The following is a 17,484-nucleotide window of genomic DNA, read 5'->3' on the forward strand; positions in this document are numbered from 1 at the left end:
CGGCGATGTAGTAGGGTGGGCAAAGCGAAGCGTGCCCACCATCTTTCCTGAATGCGCGGTAAGAGTGGTGGGCACGGCGCTCGCGCGCCTTTGCCCACCCTAGGATACCGGTTACGCCATCACCCGCTGCGGCAACAGCTCCGCGATCTGTACCGCGTTCAATGCTGCGCCCTTGAGCAGCTGATCGGCGGCCACGAACATCGAGATCGAATGTCCGGAGGGGTCGCTGAGATCCTTACGGATGCGGCCGACCAGGACGTCGTCCTGGCCCGAGGCGTCGATCGGCATCGGAAAGTAGTTCCTCACGCGATCGTCGACGACCTTCACGCCCGGGGCCTGCGCCATGATGGCGCGAACCTGGTCCTCGGTGATCGGTTTCTCGCATTCGAAGGTGATGGCCTCGCAATGGGCGCGTAGCACGGGCACGCGGACGCAGGTGACGCCAATGGCGATCTTCTCGTCCTCAAAAATCTTGCGGGTCTCCTTGATGACTTTGGTCTCTTCGTCGTTGTAGCCGGTCTCGGGGTCGACGGCGGTGTTGTGATTGAAGAGGTTGAAGGCGTAGGGGTGCGGCATCACCTTGGGCGTATAGACCTGCCCGTTGAGATTGGCGCGAGTGGACTCGACGAGCTCGTCCATCGCGGCAGCGCCAGCACCGGAGGCTGCCTGATAGGTCGAGATGATGACGCGCTTGATGCGGTTGTTCTGATGGATCGGCCAGAGCGGCACCAGTGCGGTGATCGCGGCGCAATTCGGATTGGCAATGATGCCCTTGTGGTCGCGGATGCGGTTGCCGTTGACCTCGGGGATCACCAGCGGCACGTTCGGGTCCATCCGGAAGGCGGAGGAGTTGTCGACGACGACGGCGCCGGCCTTGACCGCGAGCGGCGCATACTTCTTCGAGATGCTGCCGCCAGCGGAGAACAGGGCGATATCGACGCCCTCGAAGGCGCGTTCGGTCAGCTCCTCGATGACGATGGTCTGGCCACGGAACGACACCGTCTTGCCGGCGGAGCGGGCGCTGGCGAGCGCCTTGAGCTTACTGATGCGAAAGCCGCGCTTGTCCATGGTGGCGATGAATTCGGCGCCTACCGCACCGGTGACGCCGACAATCGCGACGACGGGATCGTTACTCACTGTGTCCTCCATTGAGATCGATTTAGACAACAAAAAAGCCCCGGACCTTCGAGGGGCGGGGCTTCGGTAGAGCTGATGCGTTTTAGTCGACGACTACGCGCGCACGCCTCCCCGGGCCCCGAAAGCCGTGGTGGTTTTGATCGTGCGTTTGGTGGTCGTGAACATGGCGGCGACTTATGCGGGAGAGTTTTGCGCCCGTCAATGGGTTTTCGGCGGGATTGTAGCCTGCGCTATTTGCCCCGCGCGCCCGGCGGCTCGAGGATGACCTCCTTGAGATCGTCGCCGCTGATGACGACGATCGCGAAATTAAGCCGTCCGCGTTCGCGCACCAGTCCGCCGCTGATGGCTTTGCCGGACGCCGCCTGCTCGGCGACGCGCACTGCGTCCGCCAGGCGGTGTCTGATGGTGCCGAGCACTGCGAGGTTGCTGCGATCCTCGTGGTCCAGCTCGGCCAGGGGCAGGGCAGCTTCGCCGCCGATGAGCTCGCCGGTCGCGGCGTTGATGGTGTGACGCCAGATCCGGTCGTTGTGCAGGGTTTTGACCCGGTACACCGGTACGCCCGCGCCGCCGTCGAAGCTGATATCCGCGGTCGTGGCCCCGGCATGACGGGCTTCCGCAATCGCCATGGCCTGGCTGATCGAGATCGACGAGCCGCGGAAGCGTTCGATCTCGCGGCTGACGGCCTGGCGGTCCGCTGCAGCGTCCCCATCTGTCTCGTCGTGGAGGGCGGTGGGTGTGCTCCCCGCCGAGACGACCGCGCGGGCGGGCGCTGCGACGAGCAGCCCCGACAGGGCGACCGCCAGCAACCCGTACACCCGTCGTCTCGTCGCGCTCATGGTCGAATCCTCGGCCGGCAAGCCTTGAACCAGCAAGTGTGCCGGATAATCGTAAAGAAGTCGCGGCCGACCACGGGCAATGGCCGGCCGCTGATAGCAGCAACGGGCTGTACCCGTCGCGGCGATCTAAGCGGTCCGGTCCTCTTTTGGGGCTGGTGAAAAAAGTGGCCCGTCCCGCTCGATAAACAAAACCATACCGTATCGTTTTATTCTGTCAACGAAGAGACCCGCGTCCCCTGGGGACAAATCGCCAGTTTCACGGAAATGTCAGCGGGAAGGGCGGCGCCGTTGGGGCGCTTTGGTCGTGTCTTTGGACGTGCTTTGCACGCGGCCGGCAGGTCCGAGCGCACCGGCCAGGAACAGCTTGATCGCCGCGCGCATCCGCTTCTCTGCGGCCTTGATCTCCATCGGCGTGCCGAACGTCGCCATGCGGTGAGTGTGGCCAACGACGACGTCGAGGAACACTTCGGCCGCGATCGTGGTGTCGTCGACATCGAGCGCGCCTTGCGCCACCAGATGGTCGAAGAAGCGCGCGGTCGTCGCCACGGCCTTCAGCCAGCCTTCTTCCTTGCCGAGCTTGGCGATGTCGGGGAAGTTGATCGCCTGTGACGTCATCATGCGGCTGAACGCCATGGCGTCGGGCCCGCAGGTGAAATTGAGCATTTCGCGCCCGATCTCCACCAGCCGCTGCTCGACCGAAATGTCGGATGAGCTGCCGAGCTGCGTCTCGGCCGCAGCCGACAGTGGCGCAAGCCAGCGCGCAATCTCGCGCCTCAGCACCGCCGTGAACAGCCCGCGCTTGTCGCCGTAACGGGAATAGACGGTCGGCTTGCTGACGCGAGCTGCTTCCGCCACCGCGTCGAGCGAGGTCGCATCAAATCCGCGATCGAGGAACAGGCGGGTTGCAACCTCGATCAGCCGCTGATCGCGCTCGATCGCAGCGCTCTTGGTCGGCCGGCCGCCACGCGATTTCGAGGCCTCGCGGCGTGGTGCAGCCGTTCTTGTCCTGGTCGCAGCCAATCCCATGCCCAATGATATGCCCAATGATTCCTGCGCGATCGTGCCAGTGATCATTGTTCTATAACGTGCCGCGACCGGGCCGTCATCGCGAATCTGGCGGAATTGGCCGTAGCGTCAACGGTCTCGCTGCGAACGCCGTTCCACGACGCGGTTGTCACGGCATCCGCGAGGTCCAGGCCTGGCCGCCTGCCGCTTTCTCGTATCCATATTGGTAGAGCGCCCGCATATAGCCGGTGTCGAAGCCTTCGGACGGGGGCGCCGGATAATCGCGCTCGATGTAGGAGAGATGGAAGCCGAGGTGGTTGCGCTGGGCGAAGTCATAGGTCGAGAAGATGATCGAGCGCGTCTGCGATTGCGTGATCGAGGACAGGCTGCGTGAGGCGACATCGATCGTGCTGTTGGCGACGAGCTCGAAGTTGCGTTCGATCTTCTTGTTGACGAGGATGTAGATGTCCATCTTCGCCTTATCAGGCAGGCGCCCCTGGAACAGCAGGGCCTCCGGCAAGGTCAGCACGGGCGCCGTCACGCCACCATCGACATGCATCTCCTGAAATTTGCGGCCCTGGCCTTCGGCCTCGATCAGGATCGGCGGAAACACCAGGGGGATGCTGGCGGACGCCGCCATCACGTCCCGGAACAGCTTCAGCGCGTCGGGCGTGCCGACCGCCGCGATCTTGCCCATGTCCCAGATCGCGGTGCGCTGGGTGTCGAGATCGGTGGTGACCACCAGCAGCCGCCGGCCCCTGGCGTTCTCGCGGGCGACCTGTGCCATGATTTCCGGCCCGACATAGCGCGCGACCAGCTCGCGCAGCCGCGTATTGCCGAACAGGCCGGAGCCGAACAGCACGCGGATGATGCTGGGATCGTTCAGCAGGCTTTCGGCGATGCCGCTGGTGTAGAGCTCTCGAAGCGTGTCGTCATATTGGGATCCGAGGAAGGCAAAGGGCGCGATCAGGCCGCCGGTGCTCACGCCCGAGACGGCGGAGAATGTCGGACGGTTACGCGCCGCGGTCCAGCCGTTCAGCACGCCGACGCCATAGGCGCCATCGGCACCGCCGCCTGATAGCGCAAGATAGGTTCTGCTTCCGGTTGCCCTGTCCTGCTCGAAGCTGAACTTCGTGATGGGCTCGTCGGCGTAGCGCCGCAGGCCGTCGATATCGAGCACGCGCGAAGCACTCGCATCGGCCGCCGTATACGGCGTGCGGGGGAGCGAGGTGCAGGCGGCGAGTGCCAGGCTGCACGCGAGTGCTACCGACCTGATCAGGCGGGCGCCTGTCCGCTTTGTCCAGCCATCGGGGAGGCTGGACATCTCAGTCGAACAATTGGGGAGGGGCATCGGTCGGTGGCTGACGATCACGCATCTACGGCCGCCGGCGATTTGCCGCGGCGTCTCGTCCAGCCCCCGCTATTAAACTATACTGTATCGTTTTATTTATCAAGCGTGACCGGTATCACGTCCGCGTCAGCGGTGTTCCAGTCTGGGGCATCGCGGTCCGGGCGGGTTGATCGGCATGTCTCGACACGCAATAAGCACCGCCATGAGTCTCCCCAATGCTGGTCTACCCAATCATTTCGAACTGCTCGCCACCGATGGCTCGGCGCGCGCCGGCCGCCTGACCACGCCCCATGGCGTGGTGCGGACCCCGGCCTTCATGCCGGTCGGCACGGCCGGCGCCATGAAGGGCATGCATTGGCGCGAGGTGCGCGATGCCGGCGCCGACATCGTGCTCGGCAACACCTATCACCTGATGCTGCGTCCGGGCGCCGAGCGTATCAACGCCCTCGGCGGCCTGCAGAGATTTACCGGCTGGAACGGGCCGATGCTGACGGATTCCGGCGGCTTCCAGGTGATGTCGCTGTCGGACCTGCGCAAGATCAGCGAGCACGCTGTCACCTTCCGCTCGCATATCGACGGCGCCAAGATCGAACTGTCGCCGGAGCGCTCGATCGAGGTGCAGCGCCTGCTCGGCTCCGACATCGCGATGCAGATGGACGAATGCGTGCGGCTGCCGGCGGAGCGCGACGACATCGACCGCGCGATGCTGCTGTCGCTGCGCTGGGCCGAGCGAAGCAAGCGGGCCTTCGAGAGCGCGCCCGACGGCTACATGCTGTTCGGCATCGTCCAGGGCGGCGACATCCCTCAGCTGCGCCATGCCAGCGCGCAGGGCCTCGTCGAGATCGGCTTCCACGGCTATGCGATCGGCGGGCTTGCGGTCGGCGAGCCGCAGGCGGTGATGCTGGCGATGATCGACGAGACCGCGCCGGCGCTACCGTTGGACCGGCCGCGTTATCTCATGGGCGTCGGCACGCCGGACGACATTCTCGAGGCGGTCAAGCGTGGCATCGACATGTTCGATTGCGTGATGCCGACGCGCAATGGCCGCCACGGCGTGGCCTTCACGCGCTTCGGCCAGGTCAATCTGCGCAACGCGCGCCACGCCGACGATCCGCGTCCGCTCGACGAAGAGAGCTCATGGCCGTCGGCGCGCAATTGCGCGCGCGCCTACCTGCACCATCTCGTCAAGGCCGGCGAGACGCTTGGGGCGATGCTGCTGTCCGAAATCAATATCGCTTACTACCAGTTCCTGATGCAGGGCATCAGGGGCGCGATCGCACACGGAACATTCGACGAGTTCTATCAGCGTACGCGCGAGGACTGGGCGAGGGGCGACATCGCCCCGCGCTAGATCAATTGCACACGAGCCGCTGTTTGACAGCATGCTTGGTGACGAAGCCGTAACCGCAGGTGTCGCAGGTCCAGAGATAGCTGATCACGTGGTCCGAGATATAGGCGGAAGCTTCGGCGGCGACCATGGAGTCGGCGCAGACGGGACAGGTGGGCAACTCGCTGCAACGCGGATCGCCCTTCAGCGTGACGGTCGACAACACTTCAGCGACTGCTGACATCGTGGTGACCTCTCTGCTTCGAGACCTAAGTCTAACATAAGCAGAATCAGTTGACGAGGTCGCAACACAAATGCGTTGATTTTCTGATAACTAGACCTCACGCGATTTTGCGATGCAGCGTATTTAACGTGTGCAGCATTGTCGCTTGCGTGTCGCCGCAGGCTGTCTCTAACTGTGCAAAAGCCGCGACAGAAGCGCAATTCGTTGCCACAGGGAGTCCATCATGGACGCATCGTCCAATACGGGTGCAGCGCACCAGCCCGGCCGCGGCCGGATCTACCCTTCGATCGTCGAGGCTTTCGGCGACACGCCGATCGTGCGTCTGCGCCGGCTGCCCGGCATGCACGGCGTCAACGCGACCATTTTGGCAAAGCTTGAATATTTCAGTCCGGCCGCGAGCGTGAAGGACCGCATCGGCGCGGCCATGATCATCGCCATGGAAAAGGCGGGCATTATCAAGTCCGACACGGTGCTGATCGAGCCGACCTCCGGCAATACCGGCATCGCGCTCGCCTTTGTCGCCGCCTCGCGCGGTTACCGGTTGAAGCTGGTGATGCCGGAATCCATGTCGATCGAGCGGCGCAAGATGCTCGCCTTCCTCGGTGCCGAGCTGGTGCTGACGCCGGCCGCGCAAGGCATGAAAGGCGCGATCGCGGCGGCCGAAGAACTTCTGAAGACGACCCCGAACTCGGTGATGCCGCAGCAGTTCAAGAACCTCGCCAATCCCGAGGTGCATCGCCGCACCACCGCGGAGGAGATATGGAACGACACCGCCGGCAACATCGACTTCTTCGTCGCCGGCGTCGGCACCGGCGGCACCATCACCGGTGTCGGTCAGGTCCTGAAGCCGCGCAAGCCCTCTTTGCGGGTCGTCGCGGTCGAGCCCGAGGAGAGCCCGGTGCTGTCGGGCGGCCAGCATACGCCGCACAAGATCCAGGGCATCGGCGCGGGCTTCGTGCCCGACATTCTCGACCGCTCCGTGATCGACGAGATCGTGAAGATCGACTCAACCGCGGCGATCGAGATCTCGCGGGCGCTAGCGCGGCATGAGGGCATTCCGGGCGGCATCTCCTCCGGCGCCGCGATCGCCGCAGCGCTCCAGATCGGCAAGCGGCCGGAAGCTGAGGGAAAAACCATTCTGGCTATAGTGCCGTCCTTCTCCGAGCGGTATCTTTCGACTGTTCTGTTTGAAGGAATCTGAGAGATGGCGGATCAACCACCGAGGCGGCCGCGGACATTGGGCGACGCGCGGTCGGAGGCCGAGGCAGCGTTCAAGAAGGTGACGGCCAAGGTGGCCGCGGCGCCGCCGAAGCCGAACGTGGCGCCGGGGATCAAGGAGCAGGTCACGCTGCGCATTGATCAGGACGTGCTGGAGTTTTTCCAGGAGGGCGGCCCCGGCTGGCAGGACCGTATCAACGAAGCCCTGCGCAAGGCCGCGGGGAAGTAGCTTCCTCCCAGCGAGGACGTCCGACGAAAAAAGCCCGGCGGCGAGCCGGGCCTTTGTGCTTGCGATCAGGCCTCAGCGGCGGAACATGCCGCCCATCATGCCGCCGACGACGCCGCCCATGAAGGCCGCGCCGGCATCGCCGCCGCCGCTGTGACGGGGCGCAGGTGCGCTCTGGGCCTGGGCGGGGGCACGTCGGGCCGGCTTCGAGCTGTCATCGCTTGCGGTCGGCGTCGAGGCGACGATCTCGGACAGCAGGGCCTTGTGCTGGAGCTTGTTGAGGAAGCCCGTCGACGGATAGCCGCGGGCGGCCTGCCAGCGCTTGAGCACGGTCCGGGTCTCGTCGTTGAACGCGCCGGTCACCTTGGTGTCGAAGCCGAGGCCGTTGAGGCGGCGCTGCACGTCGCGGCGCTGACCCTTGTCGAGGCCGATCTGGTCCTCGGTGAGCTGGCTGGCATCATCTGTGAAGGTCGCCGGATCGACGCCGGCATTGAGGTTGCGGGTCGTGGTCGACGGACCGTTCTGGATCGCCGCGAGCCGTGCCAGCGCCAGCGCCTTGAACTGGCCGTTCGGATAGGCGGAGAGGTAGGCGTTGAGCTCTTCCGGCTTGTTGGTTTCCTTCACCGAGCGCCAGTACTCGAGCTCGACACCGTCGGAGCTGCTGCTGGCCGCAGCCGCCGGCGTGCTGCTCGAGGCGGCGGCCGGTGCGGCGTTGGCGACCTGCTGGGTCTGCTGCGCCGGGTTGAGATAGACGGCGCCGATCAAATTGGTGTGGCCCCACGGCAGCTGGCCCTTGTGGGTCTCTTCATTGACCTGGGCGCGCACCGAGGTCATCGCCTGCTGGATCTCGACGCCGGGCTTGGTGATGTTGTCGATCAGCGCACGGGTGAACGGGCTGTTGTTGCCCTCCTGGCCATCGAGTGCCGTCTGGCCCGGGCCGGTGGCGAACGCGATCAGCGTGCCTTCGCCGGACTTCATTTCAGCGAGGCCGCTCTGCACGTTGACGCTGCGGGTCGCCGAGTTCGATTTGATCTTGGCGGCGAAGGGATTGTCGCGGCAGGCGTCGAGGAACACCAGCTTGACCTTGGCATCGCCCATGGTCTGGTCGAGCGTCAGATCGATGTTGATAGCGGCCCCCAACTTGACGTCCATCTCCGACTTGATGTCGGCATCGACCGGCAGGAGATAGTTGCTGCCACCGACGGCGATGCCGTGACCGGCATAATAGAACACCGCGACATCGGAGCCCTGCGCCTTGCGGCCGAAGTCGAGCAGCTTCTCCGTCATCTGGTCGCGGGTGAGGTTGGATCCTTCGATCACTTCGAAACCGACATTGCGCAGCGTCGATGCCATCGCCTTGGCGTCGATCGGCGGGTTCGGCAATTGCGCGACGTTCTTGTAGGCGCCGTTGCCGACGACGAAAGCAACGCGGCGGTCGGCCTTGGCGGCGCTGACCGACAGCGCCATGCACATCAGCGAAACGATGATGGTGAGAGTGCGCATCTGAAATCCCCAACAGAATCGAATGACAGTCAGCAACAAATTGGGGTCGAATCTATACGAAAGCGCCCGGCTTCGCGCCAGCAAAACGACCGTTCACCCAACCCGTCGACCTGTGACCGAGTGTGCACGATGGAGGTGCCCCTCCAACGTGATCCAAATCACGCTCGACCACCTTGATTTGTCGCCTCAGGCTGTGCAGCGGTTCACTGCGCGCGGGCAGGAACGGCCGGCTTCAAATTCAGCAGATTGCCGAACAGGATCAGGGCCGCGCCGAGCACGGTCCAGGCGTCGAGCCGTTCGGAATACAGCAGCCAGCCGGCCGTGGCGGTAAGTGGGACCCGCAAGAAGTCCATGGGAACCACCACGGTCGCGTCCGCGTAGCGCATCGCGCTGGCGAGGCAGTAATGCGCGAAAGTGCCGCAGACCGAGATGACGGCCACCCAACCCCAGACATAGGTGGGCGGCCACGCCCAGACGTAGAGCGCCGGCAGGAAGCCCGCGACCGACTGCATGACCAGCATCCAGAACAGGATGGCCAGCGCGCTTTCGGTACGGGTGAGTGACTTGACCAATGCCATGGATACGCCGAAGCCGATGGCGGCGCCGAGTGCGATCAATTGGCCCTGATTGATCTCGCCGGCCGCCGGCCGCACGATGACGATCACGCCGACGAGGCCGAGCACGATCGCGGCGATCTTCCACGAAGTCATGCGCTCGGACAGGAAGCTGGCGGCGAGGATTGCGGTCCAGATCGGCATCGTGAACTCGATCGCCACCACCTGGCCGATCGGAATCAACGTCAGCGCAAAAAACCAGCCGAGTTGCGAGACGTAGTGGATCAGGTTGCGTGCGACGTGCTGGGGCAGGCGCGTGGTCCTGAGCGTTCCGTAGCCGCCGGCGCGCCGGATCATCGGATAGAGCATGCAGAGGCCGAGCAGCGATCGTACCAGCATCACCTGGAAGACGTTCATCTCGCGCACGGCCTCGCGCCCCGCGACCGCCATGACCAGCGTCAGCGACAGCCAGCCGGCCATCCAGAATGCAGCCATCGTTTTGGACGGTGTCGTGCTCATCGGGCAGGGTGCGGGAGAGTTGATCCTGAGGGGAGGGTCGGTATCGGCGACATCACCACGGTTTGCAACGGCCAGATCTGCGGGTGCAGCGTTGCAGGACAGCGTGCTAAGGCATCAACGATCAACAAGAAAATCGGGAGATCTCCGCTCATGCGTATCTTGCAGCCAGCCGAATGGAAAAAGCCGCGCGGCTTCTCACATGGCGTGGTGGCGGAGGGGCCGGGCCAATGGGTCGTGCTGGCCGGGCAGACCGGCGGCGACGAGGCCGGCAATTACGAGCCTGATATGGCCGCCCAGGTCGCGACCGCGCTGAAGCGGATCGTCAAGCTTCTCGCGGAGGCCGGAGCCGGCCCCGAGCACATCGTGCGTCTGACCTGGTATCTGACCAGCCGCAGCGAATATGAGGCCGCAGGCGCCGGCATCGGCGCCGCCTGGAAGGAAACGCTCGGGCGCAATTTCCCGCCTTCGACGCTGCTCTATATCGGAGGCCTCGTGGACGATCGCGCCAAGGTCGAGATCGAGGTCACGGCGTTTGTGCCGAACGCATAAAAAAATCGATCCGGCGATGCCGCCGGATCGATCGTCCCCAAGCGAGGCTCGCCTTAGCGCGACATCGAGATGTTGGCGCCGCGGAATTGGCTGTCCGCGCGGATCGTCACGGTCTGCTTGCTGCCACTCGTCCTCAGCGCGATGTTGGCGTTGAAGCCGGCGGCCGAGGCGACCACCTCGAAGTTCCCGCCGCCGCCACGGCCCAGCAAGGAGCCGCTGATATTGCGGCTGGCCTCGCTCCAGCTGCCGGTGATGGCGCTGCCCTCGGCCTTGACGTTGGCCGCGAGGTTGAACTTGTAGGCATCGCTCGCGCAGGTCAGCGACATCTCCATGGTGGGACCGATCGGCGCGTATTTGGCCCGGCAGCGGATCCGCTCGGTCGAGCCGTCATCGAGGATGGCGGTGCCGCTGCCGCTCCAGGTTCCCGCCATCGGGGCGAACGGACCGACCTGGGCCTTGCTTTCAGAATTGGCGATAGACGCCACAAACAAAACGGCGGCCGTCGTGAGCAGCCGCCGGCTGAGGAGGTTAGTCCCGAATAGTTTATTGGCGCGATGCTTCCCACCGCCCGCTGCACGGTATGCCTGCAGATGCTCCATTCCACTTCCCCGATCCGGCGTTGCCGCTGAGTTGACCGTTGGCATATGCACCATTGATCGAAACTTTAACAAGACCCTCACGGCCGATGGTGCCGGAAACGTTAGCGCCGGGGGCGGTGATCTTGCCGTCGGCAACCGTCAGCATCGAGCTTGCGGTCGGCTCGCAGGAGCCGGTCTTCGTCACGATTGTGACCTGCCAATTGCCGTCAAACGGGGTCTGGGCGACCGCGGTGGCGGCGAGGGTGGCGGTAATAACTGAAGCGGCACAGAACGCCGCGATGCGACCAAAACGCATGAATTTCGTCCTTGAATTTGTCTGATATACTGACGCTTATTCGGGCGAAATGTGACGGAAATTTGGTGCGACGCAAAGTCGAAAATTGTTCCTGTGGAAACAATAGTTTATTTGTGTTTCCAGCCCCAATTTTCGAAGCAGAATCAATGCGGCTTCACGTTAATCGTTAACGTCAGGGGCGACTCACGAAAGACTTGGCGCCGAGGTCGCGAACTGCTCGTCCTGAATCTTGGCCGGCAGCGCCTTGTGGACCTTGGCGTAATCGATCACGTCGGCCAGGAGCTTGAGGCCGAGCGGGGCCAGCGCACGCTCCCAGAGTTCGCGGGCGGTCTCGCCCTTCTTGACGAAACACCAGTCCTGGGCGGCGATGGCGCCGGCGTCCATACGGTCGGCGAGGTGATAGATCGTGCCGCCGGCGATCGGATCGCCTTCCTTGATGGTCCATTCCACTGCGGCCTTGCCGCGATGACGCGGCAGCAGCGACGGGTGATAGCCGATCCCGCCGAACTTCGCGGCAGCCAGCGCGTCCTTGCCGATCCGGGCGTGGCTGTGGGCCGTGATGATCAGGTCAGTGTCGGGGGCGATCTCGGAGGCCACCACCAGCTTGGGATTGGCCTGCACCGCGACCTCGATGCCGGCGGCCTTGGCGGTCGCGGCGAGGCGGTCATCCGCGTCGGCCACCACGACCCGCACGACCCCGACGCCGTGTTCGCGGAGCATGTTCAGGGTGGTCACGCCGAAATGGCGGGAGCCGACGAGGGTAATGCGCATGGGTGTCTGATCCGTCTCGCAGCTGCGTCATCCCCCGATAACACGTCAGTGCGCCCTGTCACTACCCGCGCGGCGTTTGCGCCGGTTATCAACAATGCGAAGGGCGCGGGGACGATGAACTCGGCATTGCGCCGTCGGCCGTTCCGGTGCTTCCATGGGCGCATTGCGATCTGCCCGGAGCGAGCACATGCGATGCGCGTGGTTTGTCCTTCTCGCGGTCCTGATTGTGGCCGCTCCGGCCCAAGCCGGCGGACCTTACCCGGCCGTTCCGCCCGAAAACGGGGTGGCGCCCTTCATCGGCCCGACCTGGGATGCCTATCGCTGCGCCGAGGGGACGATCTACAATTTCTACCACGGCGCCTATTACGGCGAGGAGCCGCCGGCGCTCTATCGCGGCTACGCCTACAGGCCGTACTACCGCTACAGCGCCTACCGTAAATGGCCGCGCAAATATTTCTGCGTCACGGACTAAGCGTTGCCGCACGGCCACGCCATCACGAAATCATCAAACGGTAACGTGTTCTCAACTTCGCCGTCGTATCGACGAATCCGTCGCGGATTTGTATTGCGTACCGCGACACCAAGAATGTCCCGCCGGTGTGGGTGCGCCGCGCGGGCATTTTTGCCGGGACCGATGTCATGCCGAACGCCATTGAGCAGATCGTGGACGCCTATGTGCGGCTGAAGAACCGCCGCGGCCTCGACGAACTGATGATGCACAGGCAGCGGCTCGCGGTCGATCTGAAGAGCAGGTCAGGCAGCTTCGATTTCAGCCTGCCGATCGGCAAGATCGACGAGGAGATCGCGATCATCGAGGCCGGACTGGCCAGGCTGGCGGCGGATGCACCCGAGCTTGGTGCGACGCGGTTCCGCTAAGTCTGCTCAGTCGCGCCGGCCGCCATCGATCACGGTGAACAGCGGCCGCGCCGGGGTCGGTTCGACCAGCAATTCCTCCACCAGCGCCGTTGCCGCATCGACATATTTGCGCGTCGGCTTGTCGAGCTCGCGTTTCGCCTCGTCATCGAGTGCGACCTTGGCGGCTTCGACCAGCTTGCGCATGCGCACTGCGTGGTCGTCGCCCGCCGTCAGCGTCGCACGCGCCAGCGAGCGCAGCACGAACAACTCGCCTTCGAGGCGGAGCAGGCGGTCGTTGAGCCTGGAGAGGACGGCGTTGAGGTCGGCCATGGCTTGCGGTTCGTTTGCAGGGGATCCTGACCCGTCTAGCGACGATGGGTGAACGGAGTGCAAATGCCGACGGTGCAATTGGGTCGATCTGTCACGTCCTTGATCCCTTCAATTTCGACGGCGGCCGAGGTTTACGCAGCGGTTCGCGCCAGATAGTCGCGGACGAAAGCGAGATACCAGTCGAGGCAGGCCGGATTGGCCATTGCTTCCTTATTGATGACTTTCTCGACGGGCTGGCCGAGCAAGAGCTTCTTGATCGGCAGCTCCTGCTTCTTGCCCGACAGCGTGCGAGGGATCTCGGCGACGGCAAAGATTTCGTTGGGCAGGAAGCGGCGTGACAGGCCGGCCTCGATCGCCTTGTTGATCTTCGCCTGCATCGCGCCGTCGAAGGCTGTGCCCTCGCGTAGCACCACGAACAGCGGCATGTAGCTGTCGCGGCCGAGATATTCGAGGTCGACGACGAGGCTATCGAGCACCTCCGGCAGCGCCTCGATCGCGGAATAGAGCTCGCTGGTGCCCATGCGCAGGCCATGCCGGTTGATCGTCGCATCGCTGCGGCCGTAGATCACGCACGAGCCGTCCGGATTGATCTTGAGCCAGTCGCCGTGCCGCCACACCGGCCCGCGGCCGCTGCCGTCGAAATTGTCCGGGTAGGTCTCGAAATAGCTCGCGAGATAGCGCGCGTTGCCCTTGTCGTTCCAGAAATAGAGCGGCATCGACGGCATCGGCTCGGTGCAGACGAGCTCGCCGACCTCGTCGATCACGGCGCGGCCCTGTTCGCTGAAGGCTTCCACCGCTGCTCCCAGCAGGCGGCACTGCATCGCGCCCGGCGTCTGCGGCAATTCGCGGTTCCCCCCGATGAAGGCGCCGGCGAAATCGGTGCCGCCGGAGATGTTTGCCCACCAGATGTCGGCTTGCGCCTGGCTGCCGTTCGTTGTCGACAGCGCCGCGAAGCGATCGTTGAACCAGGCTTGCGTGTCGGCGCTGAGCGGCGAGCCGGTCGAGCCGAGACAGCGCAGTCGCGACAGATCGCCGGCGGCCGCGAGATCGATCTCGGCCTTGGCACAGTTGGCAAAGAACGCGGCACCCGCGCCGAAGAAGGTCGCTTTCGATTGCGCCACGAAGCGCCACGACGTGGTCCAGTCCGGCTTGTCCTTGGTGCCGCCGGGGCTGCCGTCGAAAATGCAGCAGGTGGTGCCGCTGAGCAGGCCGCCGACCTGGCTGTTCCACATGATCCAGCCGGTCGAAGAGTACCAGTGATAGCGCTCGCCGAACGAGTTCTGGTGATAGGAGCAGCCGATGTCGTTGTGCAGGCCGAGCAGCGCCAGCACGACGATGACGATGCCGCCATGGCCGTGCACGATCGGCTTGGGCAGGCCGGTGGTGCCGCTGGAATAGACGATCCAGAGCGGATGATCGAACGGCAGCCACATCGGCTCGAACGCGTCGATCGCGGCGCCCGTCCTTGCGGTGATGTCGGAGAGCAGGGCGTCCGGTGCGGCAGGAGCCGTGGCGTCGCTGTGCAGAATGACGTGCTCGACGCTCGGCAGCGATCGCCGCAGCTCGGCGACGACGTCCTTGCGATCATGCCGGCGTCCGGCATAGGTGACGGCGTCGCAGGCGATCAGCACCTTCGGCTCGATCTGCTTGAAGCGGTCGATCACAGCGGGCGCGGCCATGTCGGGCGCGCACACGCTCCAGACCGCGCCGATGCTAGCGCTGGCGAGAAACGCAATGATGGTTTCGGCGATGTTGGGCAGATAGGCCGCGATGCGGTCGCCGGGCTTGATCCCCGTGTCCTTCAGATGCAGCGCGAGCGCCGCCGCCTTGCTCTTGAGCTCCGGCCAGCTGGCCTCGTGGAGCTTGCCGTCCTCGCCCCCGCTGACGATCGCGGGCAGGCCGGCGGCATGCGCGGCGTCGACATGCCGGAACACCTGCCGCGCATAGTTCACCTGCGCGCCCGGAAACCAGACAGCGCCCGGCATCTTGCGCTCGGTGATGACGGCCGCAAACGGCGTCGGCGATTGCAGATCGTAATAGTCCCAGATGCTGCGCCAGAACGCATCGAGATCGCGCACCGACCATTGCCTCATCTCCTCGTAGTTCGCGAAGGTGAGGCCGCGCTGCCCGGCGAGCCAGTTGCGGTAGAGGGCGATCTGGGGAACGAAGGGAGCGGCCATTGGGTATAGGCTTCGGTTGCGGACAGGGGGAGTCTATGTCGAAAACAACCCCATGCACAGTAGCGAGGGCACTGAAACCATTCGCCATATTCAGTTGGTGGCAGGGAGACGCTTCTCGGACCTCGTCCAACGCGAACAGCCCACCGATCTCGACTGCGCGCTGCATCGCGTGGTCTGGATTTGACACGTCGGGCAAAACACTGGCAAAGTGGCATCGTCGAAAAATTTGAAACACCCGCGCGGAGAAATCCGCCGCGGGTTTTTTCATGTCGGAGCAGTTGCCATGTTCAAAGGATCGCTATTGTCGTCCGCAACGAGCAACGCAGGTTCGCTGGCGAAATCCGGATTCGACCGGGAGAGCTGGCCGCGCTGGATGCGCGAAGCGTTTGCAATTCAGCCTGATGCTACAGCGCCGGCAAAGCCGGAAACCGCGGCTGCGCCCGCACGCGTCGATCCCGCAAGCGTGCGACGTCTCACGCGCATGCCATCGCGTTCGTGAGACCCTGACAAGGTTGAAGAACCGTTCGAAAGGTTGCGATCGCGTGATGCCATTGAGGACACGACGGTCGCTAGCCCGAGGAACGCCACGCGGCTTGTTCGGCAGCATGGGCTTGATGGCAATCCATTCATAATCGGCGAGTTGGTTGCGCTGAAACCGTCGGAAATGACCCAAAGGAGACGTTGCCAGCTTGGCAGGCCGCTATTAACGTGGTGGGTGCCTTGGCGATCTGTATTTGATTAGAGGCAGCAAATTACCTATGGCCCGATATGATTTGTCGGAATAGCTGACGCCTGTAGTTGAAATTTCATTTGATCGAAGCCGATTGAAGCGGTCGGCTCATTACGAGCGCGATGTTCCGCGCGCATAATAGAATAGATCTATTTGACCAAAACATTAGGGGAAACCAGCATGTTTAGACTCTTTATGACGTCTGTCGCCGCTGTTGCCATCACCGTCAGTGTCGCCCGTGCCGATTCCGATCTGGTCAAGCGCGGCGATTATTTGGTCAACGGTATTCTAGCTTGTGGCAATTGCCACACGCCGAAGGGCCCGAACGGTGACGTCGTAGAAAAGTCGTTCTCCGGTGGCGGGTCCTGGGACGAACCGCCGTTCAAGGTATCTGCCGCTAACATCACCCAAGACAAGGAGACCGGAATCGGAAACTGGACCGACGCCGACATCAAGAAACTGATGCGCACCGGGGAAACGCCGAAGGGTGTGCACATCGCTATGGTCATGCCGACCGGCTTTTACCACATTATGACTGAACACGATCTGGACGCTGTCGCCGCATACTTGCGTACAATCGCACCGATCCATAACGAAGTGCCTGATCCGATTTACAAGATGCCGCAAGTCGAAAACGTCCTGCCCGGCGGCGAAAAGCCATTCACGGAATCGATGATGACCGATAGTGCGAAAAAGGGTTTCTATCTTGCCACCATTGCACATTGTATGGCGTGCCATACGCCGGTGGGACCAAGAGGTCGCGAGTTCACCACCAAACTGGGGGCGGGTGGCTCCGAATTCCGCGGCCCTTGGGGTGTCTCTGTTTCCCGCAACATCACCCAGAGCAAAACCAACGGGATCGGAGGATGGACTGACGCCGAGATCAAGCGCGCTATCACTCAAGGAATCAGCCGCGACGGCAGTCGTCTCAAGCCACCGATGGGTTTCCACTACTACGCCATGATAGCTCCGGATGATCTTGATGCCGTGGTCGCCTATCTGCGCACGGTGACGGCGCAGGACTGACGCTCGAACTGCATCCAAAGGCCAAGTTTTAGCCGGTCTCGCCGCAGTCGGCTCTTTTGACCGCTTGACCCACAGCCGCCAAAAATGGAGGGCAGAGCATGTCCGCTCTGCCCGGGAAGTTCAGACGTCAAGTTGTTCTGCTATTGCGAGCGCGTCATCGACCTCGTTTCCCAGATATCGAACGGTGCTCTCGATCTTGGTGTGCCCCAGCGGTCATGATTCATAATGC

At 63.6% G+C, this 17,484-nt stretch carries 19 protein-coding genes and 1 pseudogene; 7 read left to right on the forward strand and 13 right to left on the reverse strand.

The features are described from left to right. Positions 1 to 111: 111 nt before the first annotated feature. The 4 genes from FXB38_RS26255 to FXB38_RS26270 all read right to left on the reverse strand — a co-directional run bounded on the left by FXB38_RS26255 (position 112) and on the right by FXB38_RS26270 (position 4,302). Positions 112 to 1,149, reverse strand: a complete 1,038-nt coding sequence (locus tag FXB38_RS26255; protein WP_148753818.1) for an aspartate-semialdehyde dehydrogenase — start codon at positions 1,147 to 1,149, stop codon at positions 112 to 114. A gap of 218 nt (positions 1,150 to 1,367) precedes the next feature. Beyond that, positions 1,368 to 1,973, reverse strand: a complete 606-nt coding sequence (locus tag FXB38_RS26260) for a PepSY domain-containing protein (protein WP_148753819.1) — start codon at positions 1,971 to 1,973, stop codon at positions 1,368 to 1,370. A 267-nt stretch (positions 1,974 to 2,240) separates the two neighbouring features. Next, positions 2,241 to 2,999, reverse strand: coding sequence for a TetR/AcrR family transcriptional regulator (locus FXB38_RS26265; RefSeq protein ID WP_148753859.1), 759 nt, complete (start codon positions 2,997 to 2,999; stop codon positions 2,241 to 2,243). Positions 3,000 to 3,147: 148 nt separating this feature from the next. Continuing rightward, positions 3,148 to 4,302 (reverse strand): patatin-like phospholipase family protein, encoded by a 1,155-nt coding sequence (locus FXB38_RS26270; RefSeq protein ID WP_187435150.1) that lies wholly within the window; start codon positions 4,300 to 4,302, stop codon positions 3,148 to 3,150. A 229-nt stretch (positions 4,303 to 4,531) separates the two neighbouring features. On the opposite strand from FXB38_RS26270, the gene tgt reads away from it, so the two are divergent. Then, a complete protein-coding gene (gene tgt, locus FXB38_RS26275) occupies positions 4,532 to 5,680 on the forward strand; it encodes a tRNA guanosine(34) transglycosylase Tgt (RefSeq protein WP_148753821.1) in 1,149 nt (382 codons plus the stop codon). Position 5,681: 1 nt separating this feature from the next. Here the strand turns inward: tgt and FXB38_RS26280 are convergent, their stop codons facing one another. Continuing rightward, positions 5,682 to 5,900 (reverse strand): hypothetical protein, encoded by a 219-nt coding sequence (locus tag FXB38_RS26280; RefSeq protein ID WP_148753822.1) that lies wholly within the window; start codon positions 5,898 to 5,900, stop codon positions 5,682 to 5,684. Between the two features lie 223 nt (positions 5,901 to 6,123). Between FXB38_RS26280 and cysK the strand changes: the two genes are divergently transcribed. Together cysK and FXB38_RS26290 are read left to right on the forward strand one after the other, a co-directional pair. Continuing rightward, entirely contained in the window at positions 6,124 to 7,101 is a 978-nt protein-coding gene (cysK, locus tag FXB38_RS26285; RefSeq protein ID WP_148753823.1) for a cysteine synthase A, read from the forward strand. Between the two features lie 3 nt (positions 7,102 to 7,104). Then, entirely contained in the window at positions 7,105 to 7,347 is a 243-nt protein-coding gene (locus FXB38_RS26290) for a BrnA antitoxin family protein (RefSeq protein ID WP_148753824.1), read from the forward strand. Between the two features lie 72 nt (positions 7,348 to 7,419). Here FXB38_RS26290 and FXB38_RS26295 read toward each other — a convergent pair whose 3' ends face one another. Together FXB38_RS26295 and FXB38_RS26300 are read right to left on the reverse strand one after the other, a co-directional pair. Further along, on the reverse strand, positions 7,420 to 8,847 hold the full coding sequence (locus FXB38_RS26295) for a caspase family protein (RefSeq protein ID WP_148753825.1): 1,428 nt from the start codon (positions 8,845 to 8,847) through the stop codon (positions 7,420 to 7,422). A 203-nt stretch (positions 8,848 to 9,050) separates the two neighbouring features. Continuing rightward, on the reverse strand, positions 9,051 to 9,920 hold the full coding sequence (locus tag FXB38_RS26300) for a DMT family transporter (protein ID WP_148753826.1): 870 nt from the start codon (positions 9,918 to 9,920) through the stop codon (positions 9,051 to 9,053). A gap of 150 nt (positions 9,921 to 10,070) precedes the next feature. Between FXB38_RS26300 and FXB38_RS26305 the strand changes: the two genes are divergently transcribed. After that, positions 10,071 to 10,469 carry a RidA family protein gene (locus FXB38_RS26305; protein ID WP_148753827.1) on the forward strand — a complete coding sequence of 133 codons (399 nt, stop codon included), beginning with the start codon at positions 10,071 to 10,073 and terminating at the stop codon, positions 10,467 to 10,469. 53 nt (positions 10,470 to 10,522) lie between these two features. Here FXB38_RS26305 and FXB38_RS26310 read toward each other — a convergent pair whose 3' ends face one another. The 3 genes from FXB38_RS26310 to FXB38_RS26320 all read right to left on the reverse strand — a co-directional run bounded on the left by FXB38_RS26310 (position 10,523) and on the right by FXB38_RS26320 (position 12,134). After that, positions 10,523 to 11,068 (reverse strand): hypothetical protein, encoded by a 546-nt coding sequence (locus FXB38_RS26310; protein ID WP_187435151.1) that lies wholly within the window; start codon positions 11,066 to 11,068, stop codon positions 10,523 to 10,525. Further along, on the reverse strand, positions 11,013 to 11,363 hold the full coding sequence (locus FXB38_RS26315; protein ID WP_148753829.1) for a hypothetical protein: 351 nt from the start codon (positions 11,361 to 11,363) through the stop codon (positions 11,013 to 11,015). The genes FXB38_RS26310 and FXB38_RS26315 overlap by 56 nt, the downstream gene beginning before the upstream one ends. 183 nt (positions 11,364 to 11,546) lie before the next feature. Beyond that, positions 11,547 to 12,134 carry a formyltransferase family protein gene (locus tag FXB38_RS26320; RefSeq protein WP_148753830.1) on the reverse strand — a complete coding sequence of 196 codons (588 nt, stop codon included), beginning with the start codon at positions 12,132 to 12,134 and terminating at the stop codon, positions 11,547 to 11,549. Between the two features lie 283 nt (positions 12,135 to 12,417). Here FXB38_RS26320 and FXB38_RS26325 point away from each other — a divergent pair, with 283 nt between their 5' ends. Both FXB38_RS26325 and FXB38_RS26330 read left to right on the forward strand, forming a co-directional pair. Beyond that, positions 12,418 to 12,606 carry a hypothetical protein gene (locus tag FXB38_RS26325; RefSeq protein WP_246230141.1) on the forward strand — a complete coding sequence of 63 codons (189 nt, stop codon included), beginning with the start codon at positions 12,418 to 12,420 and terminating at the stop codon, positions 12,604 to 12,606. Positions 12,607 to 12,773: 167 nt separating this feature from the next. Further along, on the forward strand, positions 12,774 to 13,010 hold the full coding sequence (locus tag FXB38_RS26330) for a hypothetical protein (RefSeq protein WP_148753832.1): 237 nt from the start codon (positions 12,774 to 12,776) through the stop codon (positions 13,008 to 13,010). Between the two features lie 6 nt (positions 13,011 to 13,016). Here the strand turns inward: FXB38_RS26330 and FXB38_RS26335 are convergent, their stop codons facing one another. Further along, positions 13,017 to 13,319 (reverse strand): hypothetical protein, encoded by a 303-nt coding sequence (locus tag FXB38_RS26335; protein ID WP_148753833.1) that lies wholly within the window; start codon positions 13,317 to 13,319, stop codon positions 13,017 to 13,019. Positions 13,320 to 13,450: 131 nt separating this feature from the next. Next, positions 13,451 to 15,499 (reverse strand): acetoacetate--CoA ligase, encoded by a 2,049-nt coding sequence (locus FXB38_RS26340; protein ID WP_148753834.1) that lies wholly within the window; start codon positions 15,497 to 15,499, stop codon positions 13,451 to 13,453. Positions 15,500 to 16,409: 910 nt separating this feature from the next. Here FXB38_RS26340 and FXB38_RS26350 point away from each other — a divergent pair. Then, positions 16,410 to 17,255 carry a c-type cytochrome gene (locus FXB38_RS26350; protein ID WP_246230143.1) on the forward strand — a complete coding sequence of 282 codons (846 nt, stop codon included), beginning with the start codon at positions 16,410 to 16,412 and terminating at the stop codon, positions 17,253 to 17,255. 120 nt (positions 17,256 to 17,375) lie between these two features. Here the strand turns inward: FXB38_RS26350 and FXB38_RS44015 are convergent. Next, positions 17,376 to 17,465, reverse strand: a pseudogene (locus tag FXB38_RS44015) (tyrosine-type recombinase/integrase); the annotation flags it as partial. Positions 17,466 to 17,484: the final 19 nt, after the last annotated feature.

This window comes from Bradyrhizobium cytisi, from assembly GCF_008123515.1.
Lineage (GTDB): Bacteria > Pseudomonadota > Alphaproteobacteria > Rhizobiales > Xanthobacteraceae > Bradyrhizobium > Bradyrhizobium cytisi.